This window comes from Candidatus Nitrotoga sp. 1052 (assembly GCF_927312905.1).
GTDB lineage: Bacteria > Pseudomonadota > Gammaproteobacteria > Burkholderiales > Gallionellaceae > Nitrotoga.
Genome location: NZ_CAKMHQ010000031.1, coordinates 43416 through 61084, shown reverse-complemented (window position 1 = coordinate 61084; position 17669 = coordinate 43416). Strand labels below are relative to the sequence as shown.

Below are 17669 nucleotides of genomic sequence, written 5' to 3'. Positions count from 1 at the left end.
CACTATAAAAGTGAGGAGATTGCGTTGACAATCTCCCATGTCAGCTTTACTTGACTCGCATGTCATTCTTGACAGATTTCACGCCTTCAACGCCACGAGCGACTTGTTCCGCCCTACTAACATCGGACCGGTCACTCACAAAGCCACTTAATTGAACGACACCTTTAAAAGTTTCAACATTTACTTCGGTAGCTTTCAGCGTAGGGTCATTTAGAACCGCCGCTTTAACCTTCGCTGTAATTACGGTATCATCAATATATTCTCCTGTGCCTGCTGATTTCGTGGTAGATGCACAACCTAAAATTGACATGAATACGATGGCAGTAAAAATAGTAAAAAAATATTTTAATTGTTTCATAATGAATTCTCCTGATTATTAAAAAAGTCGCCTGATAGGCTGCTTCCTTGGGTTATGGACACTCCAGCCTGCTCGCGCAGGTTTTCAATGCCAACTTATGAAAGCTGGTGGAGTGTTACTGCGACGTATTTGAAGCTGGTACTTGTCGCCGAGGTGCAGATTACTATCCAGTGCATGTACGGTCTGTGCGGTATCGTACACAGCTTAAGCTAATAGTTTTACTATGATTTCCACTAATTACTTAATTAGCGGAGTGTGCCTATAAAATTTCAAATATTTTAATAAGCTGCTTATGCTCATTACCTCTTCACAGGTAACAAACCACAACCATCTCCTCGCAGCGGTGCAAGCGGATGAATTTGAACGCTTGAAACCGCATCTGGAACTAATCCAGATGCGGCTCGGCAGTGTCCTCTATGAATCCGGTGATCGGTTGCAACATGTCTGGTTCCCCACGACTGCCATCGTGTCTCTGCAATACATCATGGAAGATGGCGCTTCGACAGAAATCGCGGGAGTCGGCAATGAAGGCGTGCTTGGTGTTTCACTTTTCATGGGTGGCGCAGCCACGCCTAGCCGGGCAATTGTGCAAACGGGTGGTTGCGGCTACCGTATAAAAGCCGGATTAGTGCTGCAAGAATTCAATCGCGCTGAATCGCTGCAGCGTTTATCACTGCTTTATATTCAAGCGCTAATCACACAAATGTCCCTGACGGCGGCATGCAATAGGCACCATTCAATCGAACAGCAGCTTTGCCGCTGGCTTCTATTAACCATCGATCGGCTGACCTCAAATGAGTTAATCATGACGCAGGAATTGATTGCCAGCATGCTTGGCGTTCGCCGCGAAGGCATCACGGAAGCCGCCGGAAATTTGAAAAATGCTGGTTTTATTAACTATCGCCGTGGGCACATTACAGTACTTGATCGACCTGGACTGGAATCCCTCTCTTGTGAGTGTTATCAGGTGGTCAAGAAAGAATATGATTGCTTGCTTTCGACGTACGCAAGCAGTAAACACTCACATTCTCCAGCGTGCAGAAAACAATGAAACCCGCGTGCGTTATTTTAATTCACCAGAATTTAAATTCTTGAAGAACTCCCCGTATGTACAAGGTACGGTTCGACAGATTGCCATATGTCTACCGTCCTCCTCACACTCCAGAACGTGCTGACCCGCCAGCACAACGCACCATAAACAGTCCACTCCTAACGACCAAGATTTTTTCTTGATTACGTACAAACATCAACCAATTTAAAAATACGGTAAGGCATGGACGTTTTGCTCAGTGCTACATGCAAGTCTTGCGATCATGGTAAAAATATCGAGTCACCTGTTGAAGAGATAAGTCCTATGTGCGTAAACGCACAGAAGACAGGTGTCACAAATGATATTTTGTTTAGTGTTAGTATTTCTCCTTATTTGTATGTGGTGGGAATGTAGATTCGCAATGGAAAGCACGGATATGGCCCTGTATGCTACCAAGTGTACAGACATAAACTATCGGATTTCGATATGCGCATATTTATTAGAGATTGCGTGTAATTGGCAGGAGAGCATTTCCATAAATATGGTTCAGTCATGTTAAAATGTTTTGTTGTTTATTCCAATTTATTGTTAATTGACACAATATGGAAACGCTTTAAGGTTTTTTAGTTAGCAGTCGTTACAAATCATGCTAAATAAAGTTTATCGATACATGCCATAACGGTGTACATCTCAAAACGAGATTGGGAATGCGGAGAAATTCGTATTGGTATTTGTTGCTCAGCTTTCAAAGGTATTCTTAAATTATGCTTAGCAGTTCTAATATTCTTAACGCCAATCTCCTGATCGTTGACGATCAGGAGGCTAATATACATCTACTTGAGGAAATGCTACGTGGCGCTGGCTACACACGCATAGCCTCGACGCAGAATCCTTATGAAGTCTGCGAGTTGTATCGTAAAAACCACTATGACCTGATTCTGCTCGACTTGCAGATGCCCGGCATGGATGGCTTTCAGGTGCTGGAAGGCTTGAAAAAAATCGAAACAGATGGCTACCTTCCGGTACTCGTGATTACCGCCCAACCGGATCACAAACTGCGCGCGTTACAAGCCGGTGCGAAAGATTTCATCAGCAAGCCTTTTGATCTGACCGAAGTACAAACACGTATCCATAACATGTTGGAAGTACGGCTTTTATACAAAAAAATTGAAAATTACAACAGGGTGTTGGAGCAGACGGTGCAAGCACGAACCGCAGAACTGCGGGAAAGCGAAGCTCGTTTTCGCCGCCTGACCGAGCTATCGTCTGACTGGTACTGGGAGCAAGACGAGACCGGACATTTCACCAAAGTTTACGGTCCGGTTCTTGAGATGCTCGGAATTGAGGTTGACGACTTGCTTAGCGAACCCAGTGAAACTCAAGCAGCCCATTGGAATAAAGATGAGCAGGCGATACTAGTAGAATATATTGCAGCCAGACGACCGTTCCTGGATTTCGTCTACAGACGGCATAATCCAGATGGTTCACAGCAATATTTTATGATTAGCGGAGAACCGATGTTCGATTCATCCGGTCGCTTTACAGGTTACCGTGGAGTGGGCAAGGACGTTACTGGAAGCATACGCACCGCCTCATAATTATCAGACACTAGCCGTCATGGCGGCGAACGCGGCTAATGGGTGTTCATATTTATAAGGCGATTCGCGCTTCCAGTCTTCGTAGATAGCCAATTTATAGAAAATACCAAGAAGGCTGGAATTGATGTCGTAAAATGGCTTCACGACTCCAGAACTGTTTGCAAACCTTCATCTTTAACCTCGGCAACCATTCTTCTTCGGCACGTTTTCCTGAGCTATATCAACGGGTAAGAAATTTTTAATTTCTCACTCTGGTGACGATGGTAAAATTTTAGCTGTAACCGTCATTTCGCCACCATGCCCCAACCCTCTTTCATCCATCTGCGCTTGCACAGCGAATACTCCATTGTCGATGGCATTGTGCGCATTCCCGAGGCGATTGCCGCCGCCAAGCAGGATGTCATGCCCGCGCTGGCGCTTACCGACTTAAATAATGTATTCGGCCTGATCAAGTTCTATCAGGCAGCGCGCGCTGCCGGGATCAAGCCCATTATCGGCTGTGATGTGTTCATCAGCAATCCAGCCGAGCGCGACAAGCCTTCTCGTCTGCTTTTGTTATGCCAGTCCAATGTTGGCTACTTGCGCTTGTGTGATTTGGTGACACGCGCCTATCTGGAAAGACAAAACAGCGGTCGCATCGAGATACACAAACAATGGTTGCGTGACGGTACAGATGGGCTGCTCGCATTATCCGGTGCGCATCTCGGTGAGGTCGGCACGGCGCTGTTGAACGGCAATCAGGCAACGGCACGTCAGCTGGCGCTTGAGTGGGCGGAGCTGTTCCCCGGTCGGTATTATCTGGAAGTGCAGCGTACCGGCATGGCGCGCGAAGAGCTGCATGTGCGTGAAACGGTCAAACTAGCCGTAGAACTGGCGTTACCGGTAGTAGCCACACATCCGATTCAGTTTTTAAGCCAGGAAGCTTACAAAGCGCACGAGGCGCGCGTGTGCATAGCCGAAGGGTATGTGCTGAACGACAAGCGGCGCGTGCGCCAATTTACTACGCAGCAGTATTTCAAAACCCAGGCCGAGATGATGGCACTTTTCGCCGATTTTCCTGAAGTGTTGCAAAACAGCGTGGAGATCGCCAAGCGTTGTAATCTGACCTTACAACTGGGTAAGCCATATTTGCCGGATTTCCCCACCCCCAACGGCGAAAGTCTGGATGATTTTCTGCGCACAGAGTCTGAACATGGTTTGCATCAGCGCATGCTGCAGTTGTATCCGGATGAAACTGTGCGCGCGGCGAAGATGCAGGAATACACCGCACGCTTGGCGTTCGAGATTGAGACCATTATAAAAATGGGGTTCTCCGGTTACTTTCTGATCGTGGCAGATTTCATCCGCTGGGCCAAGCGCAATGACGTGCCAGTCGGCCCTGGCCGCGGCTCTGGCGCAGGTTCACTGGTGGCTTACAGTCTCGGTATCACCGACCTTGACCCGCTACGCTACGCTCTGCTGTTTGAACGCTTCCTGAATCCAGAACGCGTATCCATGCCCGACTTCGATGTAGATTTCTGCCAGGATGGGCGCGAGCGCGTTATCGATTATGTGAAGCAAAAATACGGCGCGGCGAGTGTGTCTCAGATTGCCACCTTCGGTACCATGGCGTCCAAAGCGGTGATCCGCGATGTCGGGCGCGTGCTGGATTTTCCTTACGGCCTGTGCGATCGCCTGTCCAAGCTCGTTCCGCTGGAAGGCGTCAAACCGGTGTCACTGAAAAAAGCGCGTGAACTGGAGCCGGAATTCAACGCCATCATCAGCAGCGAAGAAGGCGTGGAAGAACTGCTTGAACTGGGTGCACGGCTGGAAGATTTAACGCGCAATGTCGGCATGCACGCGGGCGGGGTACTGATCGCACCGGGCAAGCTGACCGACTTTTGTCCGCTTTATTACGCCGAGGGCAGCGACAAGGGTATCAGTCAGTTTGACAAAGACGATGTGGAACAGATCGGCTTGGTGAAATTCGACTTTTTGGGGTTGCGCACGCTCACCATCATTGATTGGGCGGTGAAATATGTAAACAAGATGCCAGCAGGCCTAGGTTTTCCCATTGAAAATCGCTTCTCCATTGAAAACCTTCCACTGGAGGACAAGCCAACTTACGCACTGCTCAAGGCTGCCAACACCACGGCAATATTTCAGCTTGAATCTCCTGGCATGAAAAAGCTGATTATCAAGCTGCAACCGGACACATTTGAAGACATCGTGGCGCTGGTTGCGTTATATCGCCCAGGTCCGCTCGAATCAGGCATGGTAGAGGACTTCATCAACCGCAAGCATGGCCGCTCCAAGGCTGATTATTTTCATCCCGAACTGGAGATTTCACTCAAGCCAACTTACGGTGTGATCGTGTACCAAGAGCAAGTGATGCAGATCGCGCAGATCATCGGCGGATATTCGCTGGGAGCGGCAGACTTGTTGCGCCGCGCGATGGGGAAAAAAAATGCTGAGGAAATGGCGCTGCAACGCAGCATCTTCGTGGACGGCGCTGTGGCGCGCGCTATCAACAAGCGACTGGCAGAGCAACTGTTCGACTTGATGGAAAAATTCGCCGGGTACGGCTTTAACAAATCGCATTCAGCTGCCTATGCGTTGGTGTCCTATCAGACCGCCTATCTAAAAGCGCATTACCCGGCTGCATTCATGGCCGCCACACTGTCATCGGATATGGATAACACCGACAAAGTGCATATTTTCTATCTCGATACCCTGGCACAGGGAATATGCATTTTGCCGCCGGATATTAACTCGTCTGTAAACCGCTTTATGCCGGTGGACGAAAAAACGATTGCATATGGACTGGAAGCCATTAAGGGTACAGGCAAAGCTGCGATAGATAGCATTGAAGATGCCCGCAATCTCGGTGGGCCATTCCGCGATCTGTTCGATTTTTGCCATCGCGTAGATAAGCGCGTAGTAAACCGTCGCGCTACTGAAGCGCTGATCCGCAGTGGCGCATTCGATAAAATTTCGGATCATCGCCATCAATTGCTGGCATCGCTCGAGGTCGCGCTGTGCAGTGCGGAGCAGCAAGCACGATCAGTCAATCAAAATAGTCTATTCGAGGACGATGCAAGTGTCGCGATGCCGGTGCAAATGAAGAACGTCCCGCGCTGGACATTGCGCGAGCAATTGCAACACGAAAAAACCAGCTTGGGTTTTTATCTCAGTGGCCATCCCTATCAAGAATATGCCAACGAACTGGAAAATTTCGTCAAGACACGCCTGGCCGATATCACGCTGCAAGCGCTGCCGCAAAACGGCAACAACAAACGCGGTGGGATACCTGTGGTATTGGCTGGCATAGTATCCGGCGTGCGAATACAGCAGACGCGACGTGGGCGCATGGCGATTGTCACACTGGACGATGGCAGCGCACAGTTGGAAATGATGGTATTCAACGAAGTATTCGAGGCCAATCGCCCGTGGATACGTGAAGATGAATTGCTGGTGGTGCGCGGCAAAGCCAGTCTCGACGAGTATTCCGGCAATATGCGCATCAGCGGTGAGGAGTTATTCGATTTCGCCTCGGCGCGTTCCACTTTCGCGAAGCGCCTGGAACTTACTGTTTCGTCTGACGCACGCATTAGCGTGACAGAGTTAAAAGAACTACTCACCCCCTACCGCGAGGGTAAATGCATGGTGCTAGTGTGCTACTGCAATACCAACGGGAGCGCAAACTTAAAGCTGGGCGAGTCTTGGAGCGTCACGCTGCACAGTGATCTAATGAGCGGATTAAAAAAACTGCTGGGCGAACAGAATGTTCATATCGCTTATACTTGAGCAAGTTTTTTCTCTTCCAATAATTTGGCAGCACGGCGTAATGCGCTGTCCAGATCAGCCGTTACATTGTCGCTTCCCATCTCGTCAAAAAATCCTGCTTGATGCATCATGAAATACGGTTGTGTATGGGCGCCGCACAGGATGAGGTATTTGCCGTTTTTTCGCAGTTTGCGCTGCATGGATGCCAGTGTGTGTAGCGCGCTCGCGTCCATGGAGATAACTTCGTCCATTTTCAAAATTAGCACGTCTGGCTCGTTTTGTTGTTGCCGCAGGATGGTTTCCAGCTTGTCGGCCGCACCAAAGAATAATGCGCCGAAAATGCGGTAGATCATCACGCCTTTTGGTACGACTTTGCGTGCCAGAGTCGTCTCGCTATCATCATGGTCTAGCGATTCTTGCGCCACACTGACATGAGTCAAGCCGGTGATACGGTGGATGAAAAACAATACTGCGAGCACCATACCAATTTCCACCGCTACGGTAATGTCGAATACCACCGTAAGCACAAATGAGGTGAGCATGACAGCACTATCGCTGGCCGGATATTTTTTCAACCTCGTAAATGCTTCCCACTCGCCCATGTTGATGGCAACCACCATCAGAATGGCGGCTAGCGTGGCAAGCGGAATGTGCTTGGCTAACGGGGCTGCGATGAGAATGATGAGCAGTAAAGTAATGGCATGCACCATTCCGGCGACTGGGCTGTTCGCTCCGGCGCGCACACTGGTAGCGGTGCGCGCAATTGCGCCAGTGGCGGGAATGCCGCCGAAGAATGGGCAAACAATATTGGCGAAACCTTGGGCAACAAGCTCCTGATTCGGATCATGTTTGTCATCTATCATGCCATCTGCCACCGTAGCGGAAAGCAAGGACTCAATCGCGCCGAGCAAGGCGATGGTGAGAGCAGGAGAAAACAAGTAGCGCACCGTGGCGAAGGTAAATTCGGGCATCTCAAATGCGGGCAGGCCCTGCGGAATCCCGCCGAAACGCGTGCTTATGGTTTCCACCGGCAGATCGATTAATGCCACTATGACGGTGCCCAGCACCAGTGCCACGATTAGCGAAGGCATGTGCCGTGCCCAGTTTTTGGGATAAAACAGGATCAGTAGCATGGACAGCGTTGCCAGGGCAATGCTTGTCAGGTCGAAGCTGGGCAGTGCTTGGTAAAGCGCATTTAACTTGTGCGAGAACTCTGCGGGCACGCTGTCCATTTTCAAGCCGAGAAAATCCTTCACCTCGCTGAGCATAATCAACACCGCAATGCCGTTGGTAAAACCGATAACCAGGGGATGCGGAATGAGTTTGATCAGGCTGCCCAGTTTAAATAATCCCATCAACAGCAACATAATGCCCGACATGATGGTGCAAATGAGCAGATTGGCCAGCCCGTACTGCATCACGATGCCATACACAATCACGATGAATGCGCCGGTGGGGCCGCCAATTTGCACACGCGAACCGCCTAATGCAGAAATGATAAAACCAGCAATGATGGCGGTAAAAATACCCGCCTCAGGTTTAACGCCGGAGGCAATAGCGAAGGCGATGGCTAATGGCAGCGCTACGATGCCGACAGTAATACCGGCAGTCAGGTCGGAGACAAAAAGCTGGCGATTGTAACCCCGTAGTGTGTCAAGCAATTTGGGGCGGAAAAATTCGGCCAGCTTCATATGGCGAACTACTTAATCCTCATGCCAGGTTGTGCGCCGTCGTCCGGACTGAGTATGAATAAACCGGGCGCATCGCCGGAAGCCGCCAACACCATGCCTTCCGATAAACCGAATTTCATCTTGCGTGGCGCAAGATTAGCAACCATCACGGTCATGCGACCCTTTAATTTTTCCGGATCGTAAGCCGATTTGATGCCCGCGAATACCGTGCGCGTTTTTTCCTCGCCGATATCCAACGTCAGTTTTAGCAGCTTCTCTGCACCTTCCACATGCTCGGCGTTGACGATGCGTGCCACGCGCAGATCGACCTTGCTGAACTCGTCGATGGAGATGGTTTCGGCAATCGGCGCGATGGCACGTTGCTGCGCTTCGGCGTGACGTGCTGGTGAATGAGTGCCTGTTGCAGGTTCCAAAGTTTGTTTGTTGGCTTCTATCATGGCGTCAACTTGTTTTTGGTCAACACGGGTCATCAGATGTTGATATGGATTGATAGTATGCCCACTAGGCAAGGCTTGAAGCGCATCACTCCATTGCAATGGAGTGACATTCAAGAAACTCTCTACTTGAACAGCAAGCTTGGGCAATACGGGTTTTAGGTAAATGGTAAGGATGCGCACTAGGTTGATACTCAAAGAGCAAGCGAAATGAAGCTTTTCGGGTTGAATGCCTAACTTTGATAACTCCCAAGGTTTTTCTTCGTTGACGTATTTATTGGCTATGTCAGCCAATCGCATGATGTGTCGTGAAGCTTTGGCAAAGTCTCTGTTTTCGTAAAAATCTGCAAGTACAGTTGATGCACTTTGAAACTCGTGAAGTAATTTTTGGGGATTATTGATTAGGTGATCTTCGTTACTGGCATCAAATTTATTTACGCTCTGTGGATTTGTATCTGCTCTATCTGTTTCTTCATTGGACAGAGCTATTAAGGATTGATCGTAAATGGGATGGGCGGATTCAGGCATTTCCATCAATTCCCCACCGAAGTGCTTAGTAATAAAACCTGCTGTACGGCTCGCAATATTAATGTACTTGCCAATCAGGTCGCTATTCACCTTCGCCACGAAATCTTCAAGATTCAGGTCGAGATCTTCCATCGTGCCATTGAGCTTAGCAGCGTAGTAGTAGCGCAGGTACTCGGGGTTGAGTCCCTGTTTAAGGTAGCTGTCGGCGGTGATGAACGTGCCACGCGACTTGCTCATTTTCTCACCGTTCACGGTGAGAAAACCGTGTGCGAACAACTTGGTCGGGGTACGAAAACCGGAATGTTGCAGCATCGCAGGCCAGAACAAGGCATGGAAGTAAAGGATGTCCTTTCCAATGAAGTGGTACAGTTCGGTATCGGAGCCTGGCTTCCAGTAGTCGTCGAAGGCGATGCCATTGGCATCGCACAGCTTCTTGAAGCTGCCCATGTAGCCCACCGGCGCATCCAGCCAGACGTAAAAATACTTGCCCAGTGCATCGGGTATCTCGAAGCCGAAATAGGGCGCGTCGCGCGAGATGTCCCAGTCGGTGAGTTTGTTCTCGCCCTCGGCGCCCAGCCATTCCTGCATCTTGTTGGCGGCTTCGGGTTGCAGCGTTCCGCTGCGCGTCCACTCGCGCAGGAATTCCTGGCAGCGCGGGTCGGAGAGTTTGAAGAAGTAGTGGTCGGAGTTGCGCCGCTCGGGTTGCGCGCCGGACACGGCGGAGTAAGGATTGATCAGTTCAGTGGGCGAATAAGTGGTGCCGCACGCTTCGCAGTTGTCGCCGTATTGATCCTTGGCGTGGCACTTCGGGCATTCGCCCTTGATGAAACGATCCGGCAGGAACATGTTCTTGACGGGGTCATAGAACTGCTCGACTGAACGCACTTCAATCAAGCCAGCAGCTTTGAGTTTGCGATAAATCGCCTGCGAGAATTCCTTGGTCTCGGCGCTGTTGGTGCTGCCGTAGTGGTCGAACTCGACATGGAAGCCTTCAAAATCTGACTTGTGCTCATGCCACACGCGATCTATCAATTGTTCCGGGGTGATACCTTCCTTTTCGGCGCGAAGCATGACAGGCGTGCCATGAGTATCGTCAGCACAGACGTAATAACATGTGTTGCCCAGCATTTTTTGGAAGCGCACCCATATGTCAGTCTGAATGTATTCGACCAAATGACCCAAGTGGATACTACCATTGGCATAAGGCAATGCGGACGTAACCAGTATCTTGCGCGGCATAAATGGAAAACCCCTTGTAAAGGGCCGTAATTGTAGCAAAATTGAACTATAGGCGTGACGGGGAATCTTGGGTAGAATGCTTGCCCCCTATCGTTTTAATTGCAGGAGCAGCACATGAGTTTTACCGACACAGACATACAGGCCGCACTGACAAAGTTGATTGACCCCAACACAAAAAAAGATTTTGTAGCGGGCAAGTCGGTAAAAAATATAAAGATCAGTGGCGATAATTTATCGCTCGACATTCTGCTTGGCTACCCTGCGAAAAGCGTGTGGGACGAGATACGTATGATGGTAGAAAATCACCTGCGTAGCGCTTTACCAGGTATCAACACTCTTTCCGTGAATGTGAGCAGCAAGGTAGTGCCCCATGCTGTGCAGCGCGGCGTAAAGCTGGTTGATGGGGTAAAGAATATTATTGCGGTGGCCAGCGGCAAAGGTGGTGTGGGTAAATCCACTACGGCGGTGAATCTGGCGCTGGCCCTGGCTGCGGAAGGTGCCCGCGTCGGGATTCTGGATGCGGATATTTACGGCCCTTCCCTACCCACCATGATGGGCATCAAAGGCGAGCCCGTATCGCGCGATGGCAAGTCGGTCGAGCCTATGCAGGGACATGGACTACAGGTCATGTCCATCGGCTTCATGATTCAAGGCGAGGATGTGCCGATGGTCTGGCGCGGCCCGATGGTCACTCAGGCGCTGGATCAATTGTTGAATCAGACGCGCTGGGATGAGCTGGACTATCTGGTGGTGGACATGCCGCCCGGCACTGGCGATATCCAGCTGACTCTGTCGCAAAAAGTACCAGTGACCGGGGCGATCATCGTGACCACTCCCCAGGACATCGCACTGATGGATGCGCGCAAGGGACTCAAGATGTTCGAGAAGGTGAGCATTAAAATACTTGGTATCGTGGAAAACATGAGCACGCACATCTGCTCGAAATGCGGGCATGAGGAACACATCTTCGGGAGCGGCGGAGCTGAAAAGATGTGTAACGACTACAAAGTAGAGTTTCTCGGTTCATTGCCTTTGGACATCCGCATTCGCGAGCAGGCCGATTCCGGCAAACCTACCGTTGTGGCCGACCCCGATGGTGCAATTGCCAAGGAGTACAAGCAGATTGCGCGGCATCTGGCGGTGAAAATTGCTGAAATGGCGCAAGACTATAGCGCGGCATTCCCTAAAATTGTGATGCAGAAGACGTAATGCGAAAACATAATGTGCAACGTGTCATAAAGCATTTATATTTTCATTCTGCTCCCTTGACCATAACTTCTGCATCAAACTAAACATGAGCATTAAATCAGACAAGTGGATACGTCACATGGCCAAAGAGCACGGCATGATCGAGCCGTTCGAACCCGGGCAGGTGAAAGAAAGAAATGGCCAGCGTATCGTGTCATATGGCACGTCGAGCTACGGTTATGACATCCGTTGCTCAGACGAATTCAAACTATTTACCAACATCAATAGCACCATTGTCGACCCGAAAAATTTCGATGCCAACTCTTTCGTCGAGCTTAAGAGCGACTATTGCATCATCCCGCCCAACTCTTTCGCGCTGGCACGCACCGTGGAACACTTCCGCATCCCCCGCAACGTACTGACCATTTGCCTGGGTAAATCTACCTACGCGCGGTGCGGCATTATCGTCAATGTCACACCGTTAGAACCAGAATGGGAGGGTTATGTAACGCTGGAGTTTTCCAATACCACACCTTTACCGGCAAAAATTTACGCCAATGAGGGCGTGGCGCAGGTGATTTTCTTCGAATCCGACGAAGTATGCGAAGTCTCATACAAGGATAGGGGCGGCAAGTATCAGGGGCAGGTTGGGGTTACACTACCCAAAATATAAAATCAGATGCATGGTTACGTTCCACCCATTCATTGAATTCTACTGAATCATATAGAGGCATAAATTTAATGGCATCCTATCCCCAAACCATTTGGCTCAGCCCCACTGGCGAGGTGGTCGCCTGCGTGGAAAAGAACAAGGTGCTGAGCGAGAACATGGAGGAAATCCGCCAAATCTGCCAAGATGCGCTGGAGGATGCAGTACTAATGGGTTGTGACGAACAGCAGTTTCGCGCGGTACTGACTGAGCTGGTTAACGCCCTGAAAAACCCCTACCCCCCGCGCGACTAACTGCACCAGAATAGCATTAAACTTTTTGATAAATCCCGGTTTAATCATCCCCGTAAATGCAGCTGGCAATCCTTGTATTCGCGTTACCGGATAGCATAGTTCTTAATGTTATTTAACACTAACCACATTATCTAAATCTGCGACAATCGGCACCAACTCGCTGCCCGGCAGATATTCCCCACCAAGGAGCACTGAATGAAATTTGATTTTCCCATCATCATCATCGACGAGGATTTCCGCTCGGAAAATTCCAGTGGCCTGAGCGTTCGCGCTTTGGCCGGTGCCATCCAGAAAGAAGGCATGGAGGTGCTGGGTATAACCAGCTACGGGGATTTGACTTCATTTGCGCAGCAGCAAAGCCGGGCTTCAGCCTTTTTGCTATCGATTGACGATGAGGAATTCGGCGGCGGCAGCAAAGAAGAGACGGCAATCGCGCTGAAAAGCATACGCGCTTTCGTGGAAGAGATCCGCTTTAAAAATGCCGATATCCCCATCTATCTATACGGCGAAACGCGTACTTCACGCCATATCCCGAATGATATCCTGCGCGAATTGCACGGATTCATTCATATGCATGAAGACACGCCGGAATTTGTGGCGCGGCACATCATCCGTGAAGCCCGATTATATCTTGACTCGCTCGCCCCGCCGTTTTTCCGCGCCCTGGTTAATTACGCGCAAGATGGTTCCTATTCCTGGCATTGCCCCGGCCATTCGGGCGGGGTGGCTTTCCTGAAATCGCCGGTAGGTCGAATGTTTCACCAGTTTTTTGGTGAAAATATGTTGCGTGCAGACGTGTGCAACTCAGTCGACGAGCTGGGTCAGCTGCTCGACCATACCGGACCGGTAGCAGCCAGCGAGCGAAATGCAGCGCGTATTTTCAGTTGCGACCACCTATTCTTTGTGACTAACGGCACCTCTACATCAAATAAAATCGTATGGCATTCCACCGTTGCACCAGATGACATCGTAGTGGTGGATCGCAACTGTCATAAATCCATCTTGCATTCGATCATTATGACTGGCGCAATACCAGTATTCCTGATGCCGACACGTAATCATTTCGGCATCATTGGACCGATTTCACTGGACGAGTTTAAAATTGAGACTATCCAGCGCAAGATCGATGCAAATCCGTTCATCAAGGATAAAAAGCAAAAGCCGCGCATCCTGACTATCACTCAGAGTACTTACGATGGTGTGTTGTACAACGTGGAAACCCTCAAGCAGATGCTGGATGGACAAATTGATACCCTGCTTTTCGACGAGGCATGGTTACCGCACGCCGCCTTTCATGATTTCTACAAGGATATGCACGCCATAGGCCAAGGCCGTAAGCCGTGCAAAGAATCCATGGTGTTTTCCACACAATCGACACACAAAATGCTGGCCGGATTGAGTCAAGCCTCACAGATTTTGGTGCAGGACAGCGAAATGCGCAAACTCGATCGCGACTGCTTCAACGAAGCCTATATGATGCATACCTCTACCAGCCCGCAGTACGCCATTATCGCGTCATGCGATGTGGCTGCCGCAATGATGGAGCCTCCCGGCGGCACCGCTCTGGTAGAAGAATCCATTGCTGAAGCGCTCGATTTTCGTCGTGCCATGCGCAAGGTGGATGAAGAGTGGGGTGTGGATTGGTGGTTCAAAGTTTGGGGGCCGGACTATCTCGCCGAAGAAGGCATGGCCTCGCGCACGGACTGGATGCTGGGTGCAGATGATCGCTGGCATGGCTTCGGCAACCTGGCGCCTGGCTTCAACATGCTCGACCCGATCAAGGCCACCATTATCACCCCGGGGCTGGATGTCGGAGGAGACTTCGCCGATTCCGGCATTCCGGCTGCCATTGTCACCAAGTACTTGGCGGAAAATGGTGTTGTGGTGGAAAAGACCGGCCTCTACTCTTTCTTCATTATGTTCACCATTGGCATCACCAAGGGACGCTGGAATACCATGGTAACCGAGTTGCAGCAATTCAAGGATGACTATGACAAGAATCAGCCACTATGGCGCGTGCTGCCCGAATTTGTCGCCAAATACGCACGCTATGAGAAGATCGGCCTCCGTGACCTGTGCGACAATATTCACGGCATTTACAAGATCAATGACGTAGCTCGGTTAACCACCGAGATGTACCTTTCCAACATGGAGCCCGCCATGAAGCCGTCCGACGCCTTCGCTAAAATGGCGCACGGCGAGATTGACCGCGTATCGATTGACGAACTGGAAGGACGCATCACCAGCGTGCTGTTGACGCCTTATCCACCAGGCATTCCGCTACTCATCCCGGGAGAGCGCTTCAACAAAACCATCGTGGACTACCTCAAATTTGCGCGAGACTTTAATCAGAAATTTCCAGGATTTGAGAGTGACATTCATGGCTTGGTGGCAAATGAGGATAGTGACGGGCCGCGCTATTATGTGGATTGCGTAAGACAAGAGTAGGTGCGGTTCGAACTTGAATCCGCCAAAATTAGGCCGTGCTAAAACTACGATTATGACTTCGCCAATTCCATTTTATAACTGGCTGCTGTCAATACGAGGCTGGGCAGTCAAGAATATTCTCGAAGGCATGCAATATCGTTCTCTTTAAGGTGGACAAACATCTCAAATCATGACGGTCATAGACTTTTACTCAATATCAACCAGTCAAGGTAGTGCTTTTTGACTTACCCATTGCGCACTAAGCATACGGTCGCACCTGTTTTCCGGCAAGTGCAGCATGAATGAACAATCCTTGCGATGAATCGTTACTCCCCGGTCGCGCGTGACATATCCAACAATCGAATCCAGCGGCACGGGCTTGCAACATTTGGCTATTCTGGTCAGCAAATTACCCACGCCTTCAACCAGGATGTCCGTGGGGGATGAGCGTGCAGCAGTAGACCTAGCGGCAATTGGTTTTATTATTTCTTCTGTCCTGGCTGGCATCTCGTCCTGGATGGCGAGAACAAGATGTCGCTGTGTGACATCGCCCCGCCCGATTGCTGCCAGTAAGTTTTCCAACTTGTGAAAATGCAATTTTTGCGCGATTTTTTCCTGATTTAAAGAGGTAACGCCTAGTCGGTGCAGTTCGCGATCCAACTGCGTCCTGCCCTGAGAAACATGCTCATCGAAACTCTGGTACTTGAACCAGTGCCGCACCTTGGCCCGGGCTCGCTGACTTTGCAAATAACCGTGAGCAGGATTAAGCCAGTCCCGGCTCGGCGAGCCCTGCTTGGCAGCCAAAATCTCCACCCGTTGCCCGTGTTGCAACTTGTAATTGAGAGGCACTATGCTGCCATCCACCTTGGCGCCGCGCGTACGGTGTCCCAAATCCGTATGCAAAGCATAGGCAAAATCCACCGGGGTCGCGCCCTTGGGCAAATTGATTACCTTCCCCTGAGGCGTAAGCACATAAACCTGATCATGAAATAATTCATTCCTGAATTGCGCCAGCATGTCACCACTGTCAGTTACATCTTCTTTCCATTCCAGAATCTGGCGCAGCAAAACAATCTGCTCATCGAACCTGACGTCCGATTTTACGCCCTCTTTATATCGCCAGTGGGCAGCGACTCCTAATTCCGAATGCTGATGCATCTCAAAAGTTCGTATCTGCACCTCAAGTGTCAAGTTGCGCGGACCGACCACAGCCGTATGCAATGAGCGATAGTCGTTGCTCTTGGGATGCGCAATGTAATCATCAAATTCACTGGAAATAGGCTGCCACAAGTTATGCACCAGCCCAAGTGCCGCATAACAATCCTTGACGTCATTCACCAGAATCCGCACTGCGCGCACATCATAGAGATCGCTGAAATCTATTTGCTTGCGCTTCATCTTATTGATAATACTGAAGATATGCTTTGGCCGTCCTGCCACCTCCGCCTTGATGCCTGCCTGACTCAGCTCCAGCCTCAACTGAGTCAATACATCCGCGATATATTGTTCGCGATCTACGCGGCGTTCATCCAGCAGCATAGCCACTTTCTTGTACATATCCGGTTCCAGATAGCGCAGAGAAAGGTCTTCCAGTTCCCATTTTATTTGCCATACGCCGAGACGGTTTGCCAATGGCGCAAAAATACCCTGCGTTTCAAGCGCAACCAGCTTTTGCTGATCTTCGCTGGCACCTGACAAGCAACGCATAGTCTGGGTTCGCTCAGCAAGCTTGATCAACACCACCCGAATGTCTTCCACCATGGACAGAACCATTTTTCGCAAACTTTCTATCTGCTGGCTGCTATCACCTTTTTTCTTTTCTTTTTTATGCACGCCTTGCATCTCGCTGAATTCCCGGATTTGCTCAATGCGCGAAATACCTTCAACCAAATGACTTACATTAGCGCTAAAACGTGTTTCCAAAGCTTCAGCCCAGTTGTCCATATACTTGGGCACCGCATGCATGATGGCGGCGGCTACGGTTTCAAAATCCATATTCAAACCAATCAGGATAGATGCCGCACCAAGCGCGTGCTGAAACAGGGGTGCGCCTGTCAGTTCGACTTGCCCGGCATAAAGTGGCTCAGCCAATTCGCAGGCATGGCGGATCACCCTGACTTCTGCAGAAACAAAAGTTTTTGATAAGGAATCAAGCCAGGAATCGAGATCTCCTGACGAGGAAGAAAGTTTTTGTTGAACGGAAACCATAAAATATTATCGCATCAATGTAGTCATTCAGGATTTTTTAGCCATTACAGTTCGAATCAATCCGCTAACGTGCTTTGCCCCTGTCACTCTAAATCATCAGATGACGGCAATTCTAATCGAGCATCAAAACACTAAACCGCTTATGGGCACCTCTATAAAATAAATTGCGCCGAATTCCGCCAAGTTTAAATACTTCCTGGTTTGTTCAGGACGCCACCTGATTTCCGAGCTAATCAAATG

The 17669-nt window shown here is 50.0% G+C and carries 13 protein-coding genes; 8 read left to right on the top strand and 5 right to left on the bottom strand.

Annotated features, from left to right (window positions below):
• Positions 1-46: 46 nt before the first annotated feature.
• Positions 47-358, bottom strand: a complete 312-nt coding sequence (locus MJ768_RS07205; protein ID WP_239289537.1) for a BON domain-containing protein — start codon at positions 356-358, stop codon at positions 47-49.
• An 87-nt stretch (positions 359-445) separates the two neighbouring features.
• On the opposite strand from MJ768_RS07205, the gene MJ768_RS15140 reads away from it, so the two are divergent.
• The 3 genes from MJ768_RS15140 to MJ768_RS07195 all read left to right on the top strand — a co-directional run bounded on the left by MJ768_RS15140 (position 446) and on the right by MJ768_RS07195 (position 2986).
• Entirely contained in the window at positions 446-571 is a 126-nt protein-coding gene (locus MJ768_RS15140) for a hypothetical protein (protein WP_256449833.1), read from the top strand.
• A gap of 79 nt (positions 572-650) precedes the next feature.
• The gene (locus MJ768_RS07200) at positions 651-1409 is read left to right on the top strand and encodes a Crp/Fnr family transcriptional regulator (RefSeq protein WP_239289535.1); all 759 of its coding nucleotides are present in this window, start codon (positions 651-653) and stop codon (positions 1407-1409) included.
• A 743-nt stretch (positions 1410-2152) separates the two neighbouring features.
• On the top strand, positions 2153-2986 hold the full coding sequence (locus MJ768_RS07195) for a response regulator (RefSeq protein WP_239289533.1): 834 nt from the start codon (positions 2153-2155) through the stop codon (positions 2984-2986).
• Between the two features lie 3 nt (positions 2987-2989).
• Here MJ768_RS07195 and MJ768_RS07190 read toward each other — a convergent pair whose 3' ends face one another.
• Positions 2990-3130, bottom strand: a complete 141-nt coding sequence (locus tag MJ768_RS07190; RefSeq protein WP_239289531.1) for a hypothetical protein — start codon at positions 3128-3130, stop codon at positions 2990-2992.
• Between the two features lie 153 nt (positions 3131-3283).
• On the opposite strand from MJ768_RS07190, the gene dnaE reads away from it, so the two are divergent.
• The gene (dnaE, locus tag MJ768_RS07185; protein WP_239289529.1) at positions 3284-6772 is read left to right on the top strand and encodes a DNA polymerase III subunit alpha; all 3489 of its coding nucleotides are present in this window, start codon (positions 3284-3286) and stop codon (positions 6770-6772) included.
• Here the strand turns inward: dnaE and MJ768_RS07180 are convergent.
• Positions 6763-8442 (bottom strand): SulP family inorganic anion transporter, encoded by a 1680-nt coding sequence (locus MJ768_RS07180; protein WP_239289527.1) that lies wholly within the window; start codon positions 8440-8442, stop codon positions 6763-6765. The genes dnaE and MJ768_RS07180 overlap by 10 nt on opposite strands.
• An 8-nt stretch (positions 8443-8450) precedes the next feature.
• Positions 8451-10643 (bottom strand): methionine--tRNA ligase, encoded by a 2193-nt coding sequence (gene metG, locus MJ768_RS07175; protein WP_239289525.1) that lies wholly within the window; start codon positions 10641-10643, stop codon positions 8451-8453.
• Positions 10644-10757: 114 nt separating this feature from the next.
• Between metG and apbC the strand changes: the two genes are divergently transcribed.
• The 4 genes from apbC (at position 10758) to MJ768_RS07155 (ending at position 15242) form a co-directional block, all read left to right on the top strand.
• Positions 10758-11852 carry an iron-sulfur cluster carrier protein ApbC gene (gene apbC, locus MJ768_RS07170; RefSeq protein WP_239289513.1) on the top strand — a complete coding sequence of 365 codons (1095 nt, stop codon included), beginning with the start codon at positions 10758-10760 and terminating at the stop codon, positions 11850-11852.
• A gap of 85 nt (positions 11853-11937) precedes the next feature.
• Positions 11938-12504 (top strand): dCTP deaminase, encoded by a 567-nt coding sequence (dcd, locus tag MJ768_RS07165; protein ID WP_239289511.1) that lies wholly within the window; start codon positions 11938-11940, stop codon positions 12502-12504.
• 68 nt (positions 12505-12572) lie between these two features.
• Complete coding sequence (locus MJ768_RS07160) at positions 12573-12794, top strand: hypothetical protein (protein ID WP_239289509.1); 222 nt, start codon at positions 12573-12575, stop codon at positions 12792-12794.
• Between the two features lie 195 nt (positions 12795-12989).
• A complete protein-coding gene (locus MJ768_RS07155; protein ID WP_239289507.1) occupies positions 12990-15242 on the top strand; it encodes an arginine/lysine/ornithine decarboxylase in 2253 nt (750 codons plus the stop codon).
• 204 nt (positions 15243-15446) lie between these two features.
• On the opposite strand, the gene MJ768_RS07150 is transcribed toward MJ768_RS07155, so the two are convergent.
• Positions 15447-17429, bottom strand: coding sequence for a RelA/SpoT family protein (locus MJ768_RS07150; protein ID WP_239289505.1), 1983 nt, complete (start codon positions 17427-17429; stop codon positions 15447-15449).
• Positions 17430-17669 lie beyond the last annotated feature (240 nt).

Excerpts from the sequence above, each read along its gene's own strand:
- MJ768_RS07205 (WP_239289537.1), bottom strand. The coding sequence starts at position 358 with ATGAAACAATTAAAATATTTTTTTACTATTTTTACTGCCATCGTATTC.
- MJ768_RS15140 (WP_256449833.1), top strand. The coding sequence starts at position 446 with ATGCCAACTTATGAAAGCTGGTGGAGTGTTACTGCGACGTATTTGAAG.
- MJ768_RS07200 (WP_239289535.1), top strand. The coding sequence starts at position 651 with ATGCTCATTACCTCTTCACAGGTAACAAACCACAACCATCTCCTCGCA.
- MJ768_RS07195 (WP_239289533.1), top strand. The coding sequence starts at position 2,153 with ATGCTTAGCAGTTCTAATATTCTTAACGCCAATCTCCTGATCGTTGAC.
- dnaE (WP_239289529.1), top strand. The coding sequence starts at position 3,284 with ATGCCCCAACCCTCTTTCATCCATCTGCGCTTGCACAGCGAATACTCC.
- MJ768_RS07180 (WP_239289527.1), bottom strand. The coding sequence starts at position 8,442 with ATGAAGCTGGCCGAATTTTTCCGCCCCAAATTGCTTGACACACTACGG.
- metG (WP_239289525.1), bottom strand. The coding sequence starts at position 10,643 with ATGCCGCGCAAGATACTGGTTACGTCCGCATTGCCTTATGCCAATGGT.
- apbC (WP_239289513.1), top strand. The coding sequence starts at position 10,758 with ATGAGTTTTACCGACACAGACATACAGGCCGCACTGACAAAGTTGATT.
- dcd (WP_239289511.1), top strand. The coding sequence starts at position 11,938 with ATGAGCATTAAATCAGACAAGTGGATACGTCACATGGCCAAAGAGCAC.
- MJ768_RS07160 (WP_239289509.1), top strand. The coding sequence starts at position 12,573 with ATGGCATCCTATCCCCAAACCATTTGGCTCAGCCCCACTGGCGAGGTG.
- MJ768_RS07155 (WP_239289507.1), top strand. The coding sequence starts at position 12,990 with ATGAAATTTGATTTTCCCATCATCATCATCGACGAGGATTTCCGCTCG.
- MJ768_RS07150 (WP_239289505.1), bottom strand. The coding sequence starts at position 17,429 with ATGGTTTCCGTTCAACAAAAACTTTCTTCCTCGTCAGGAGATCTCGAT.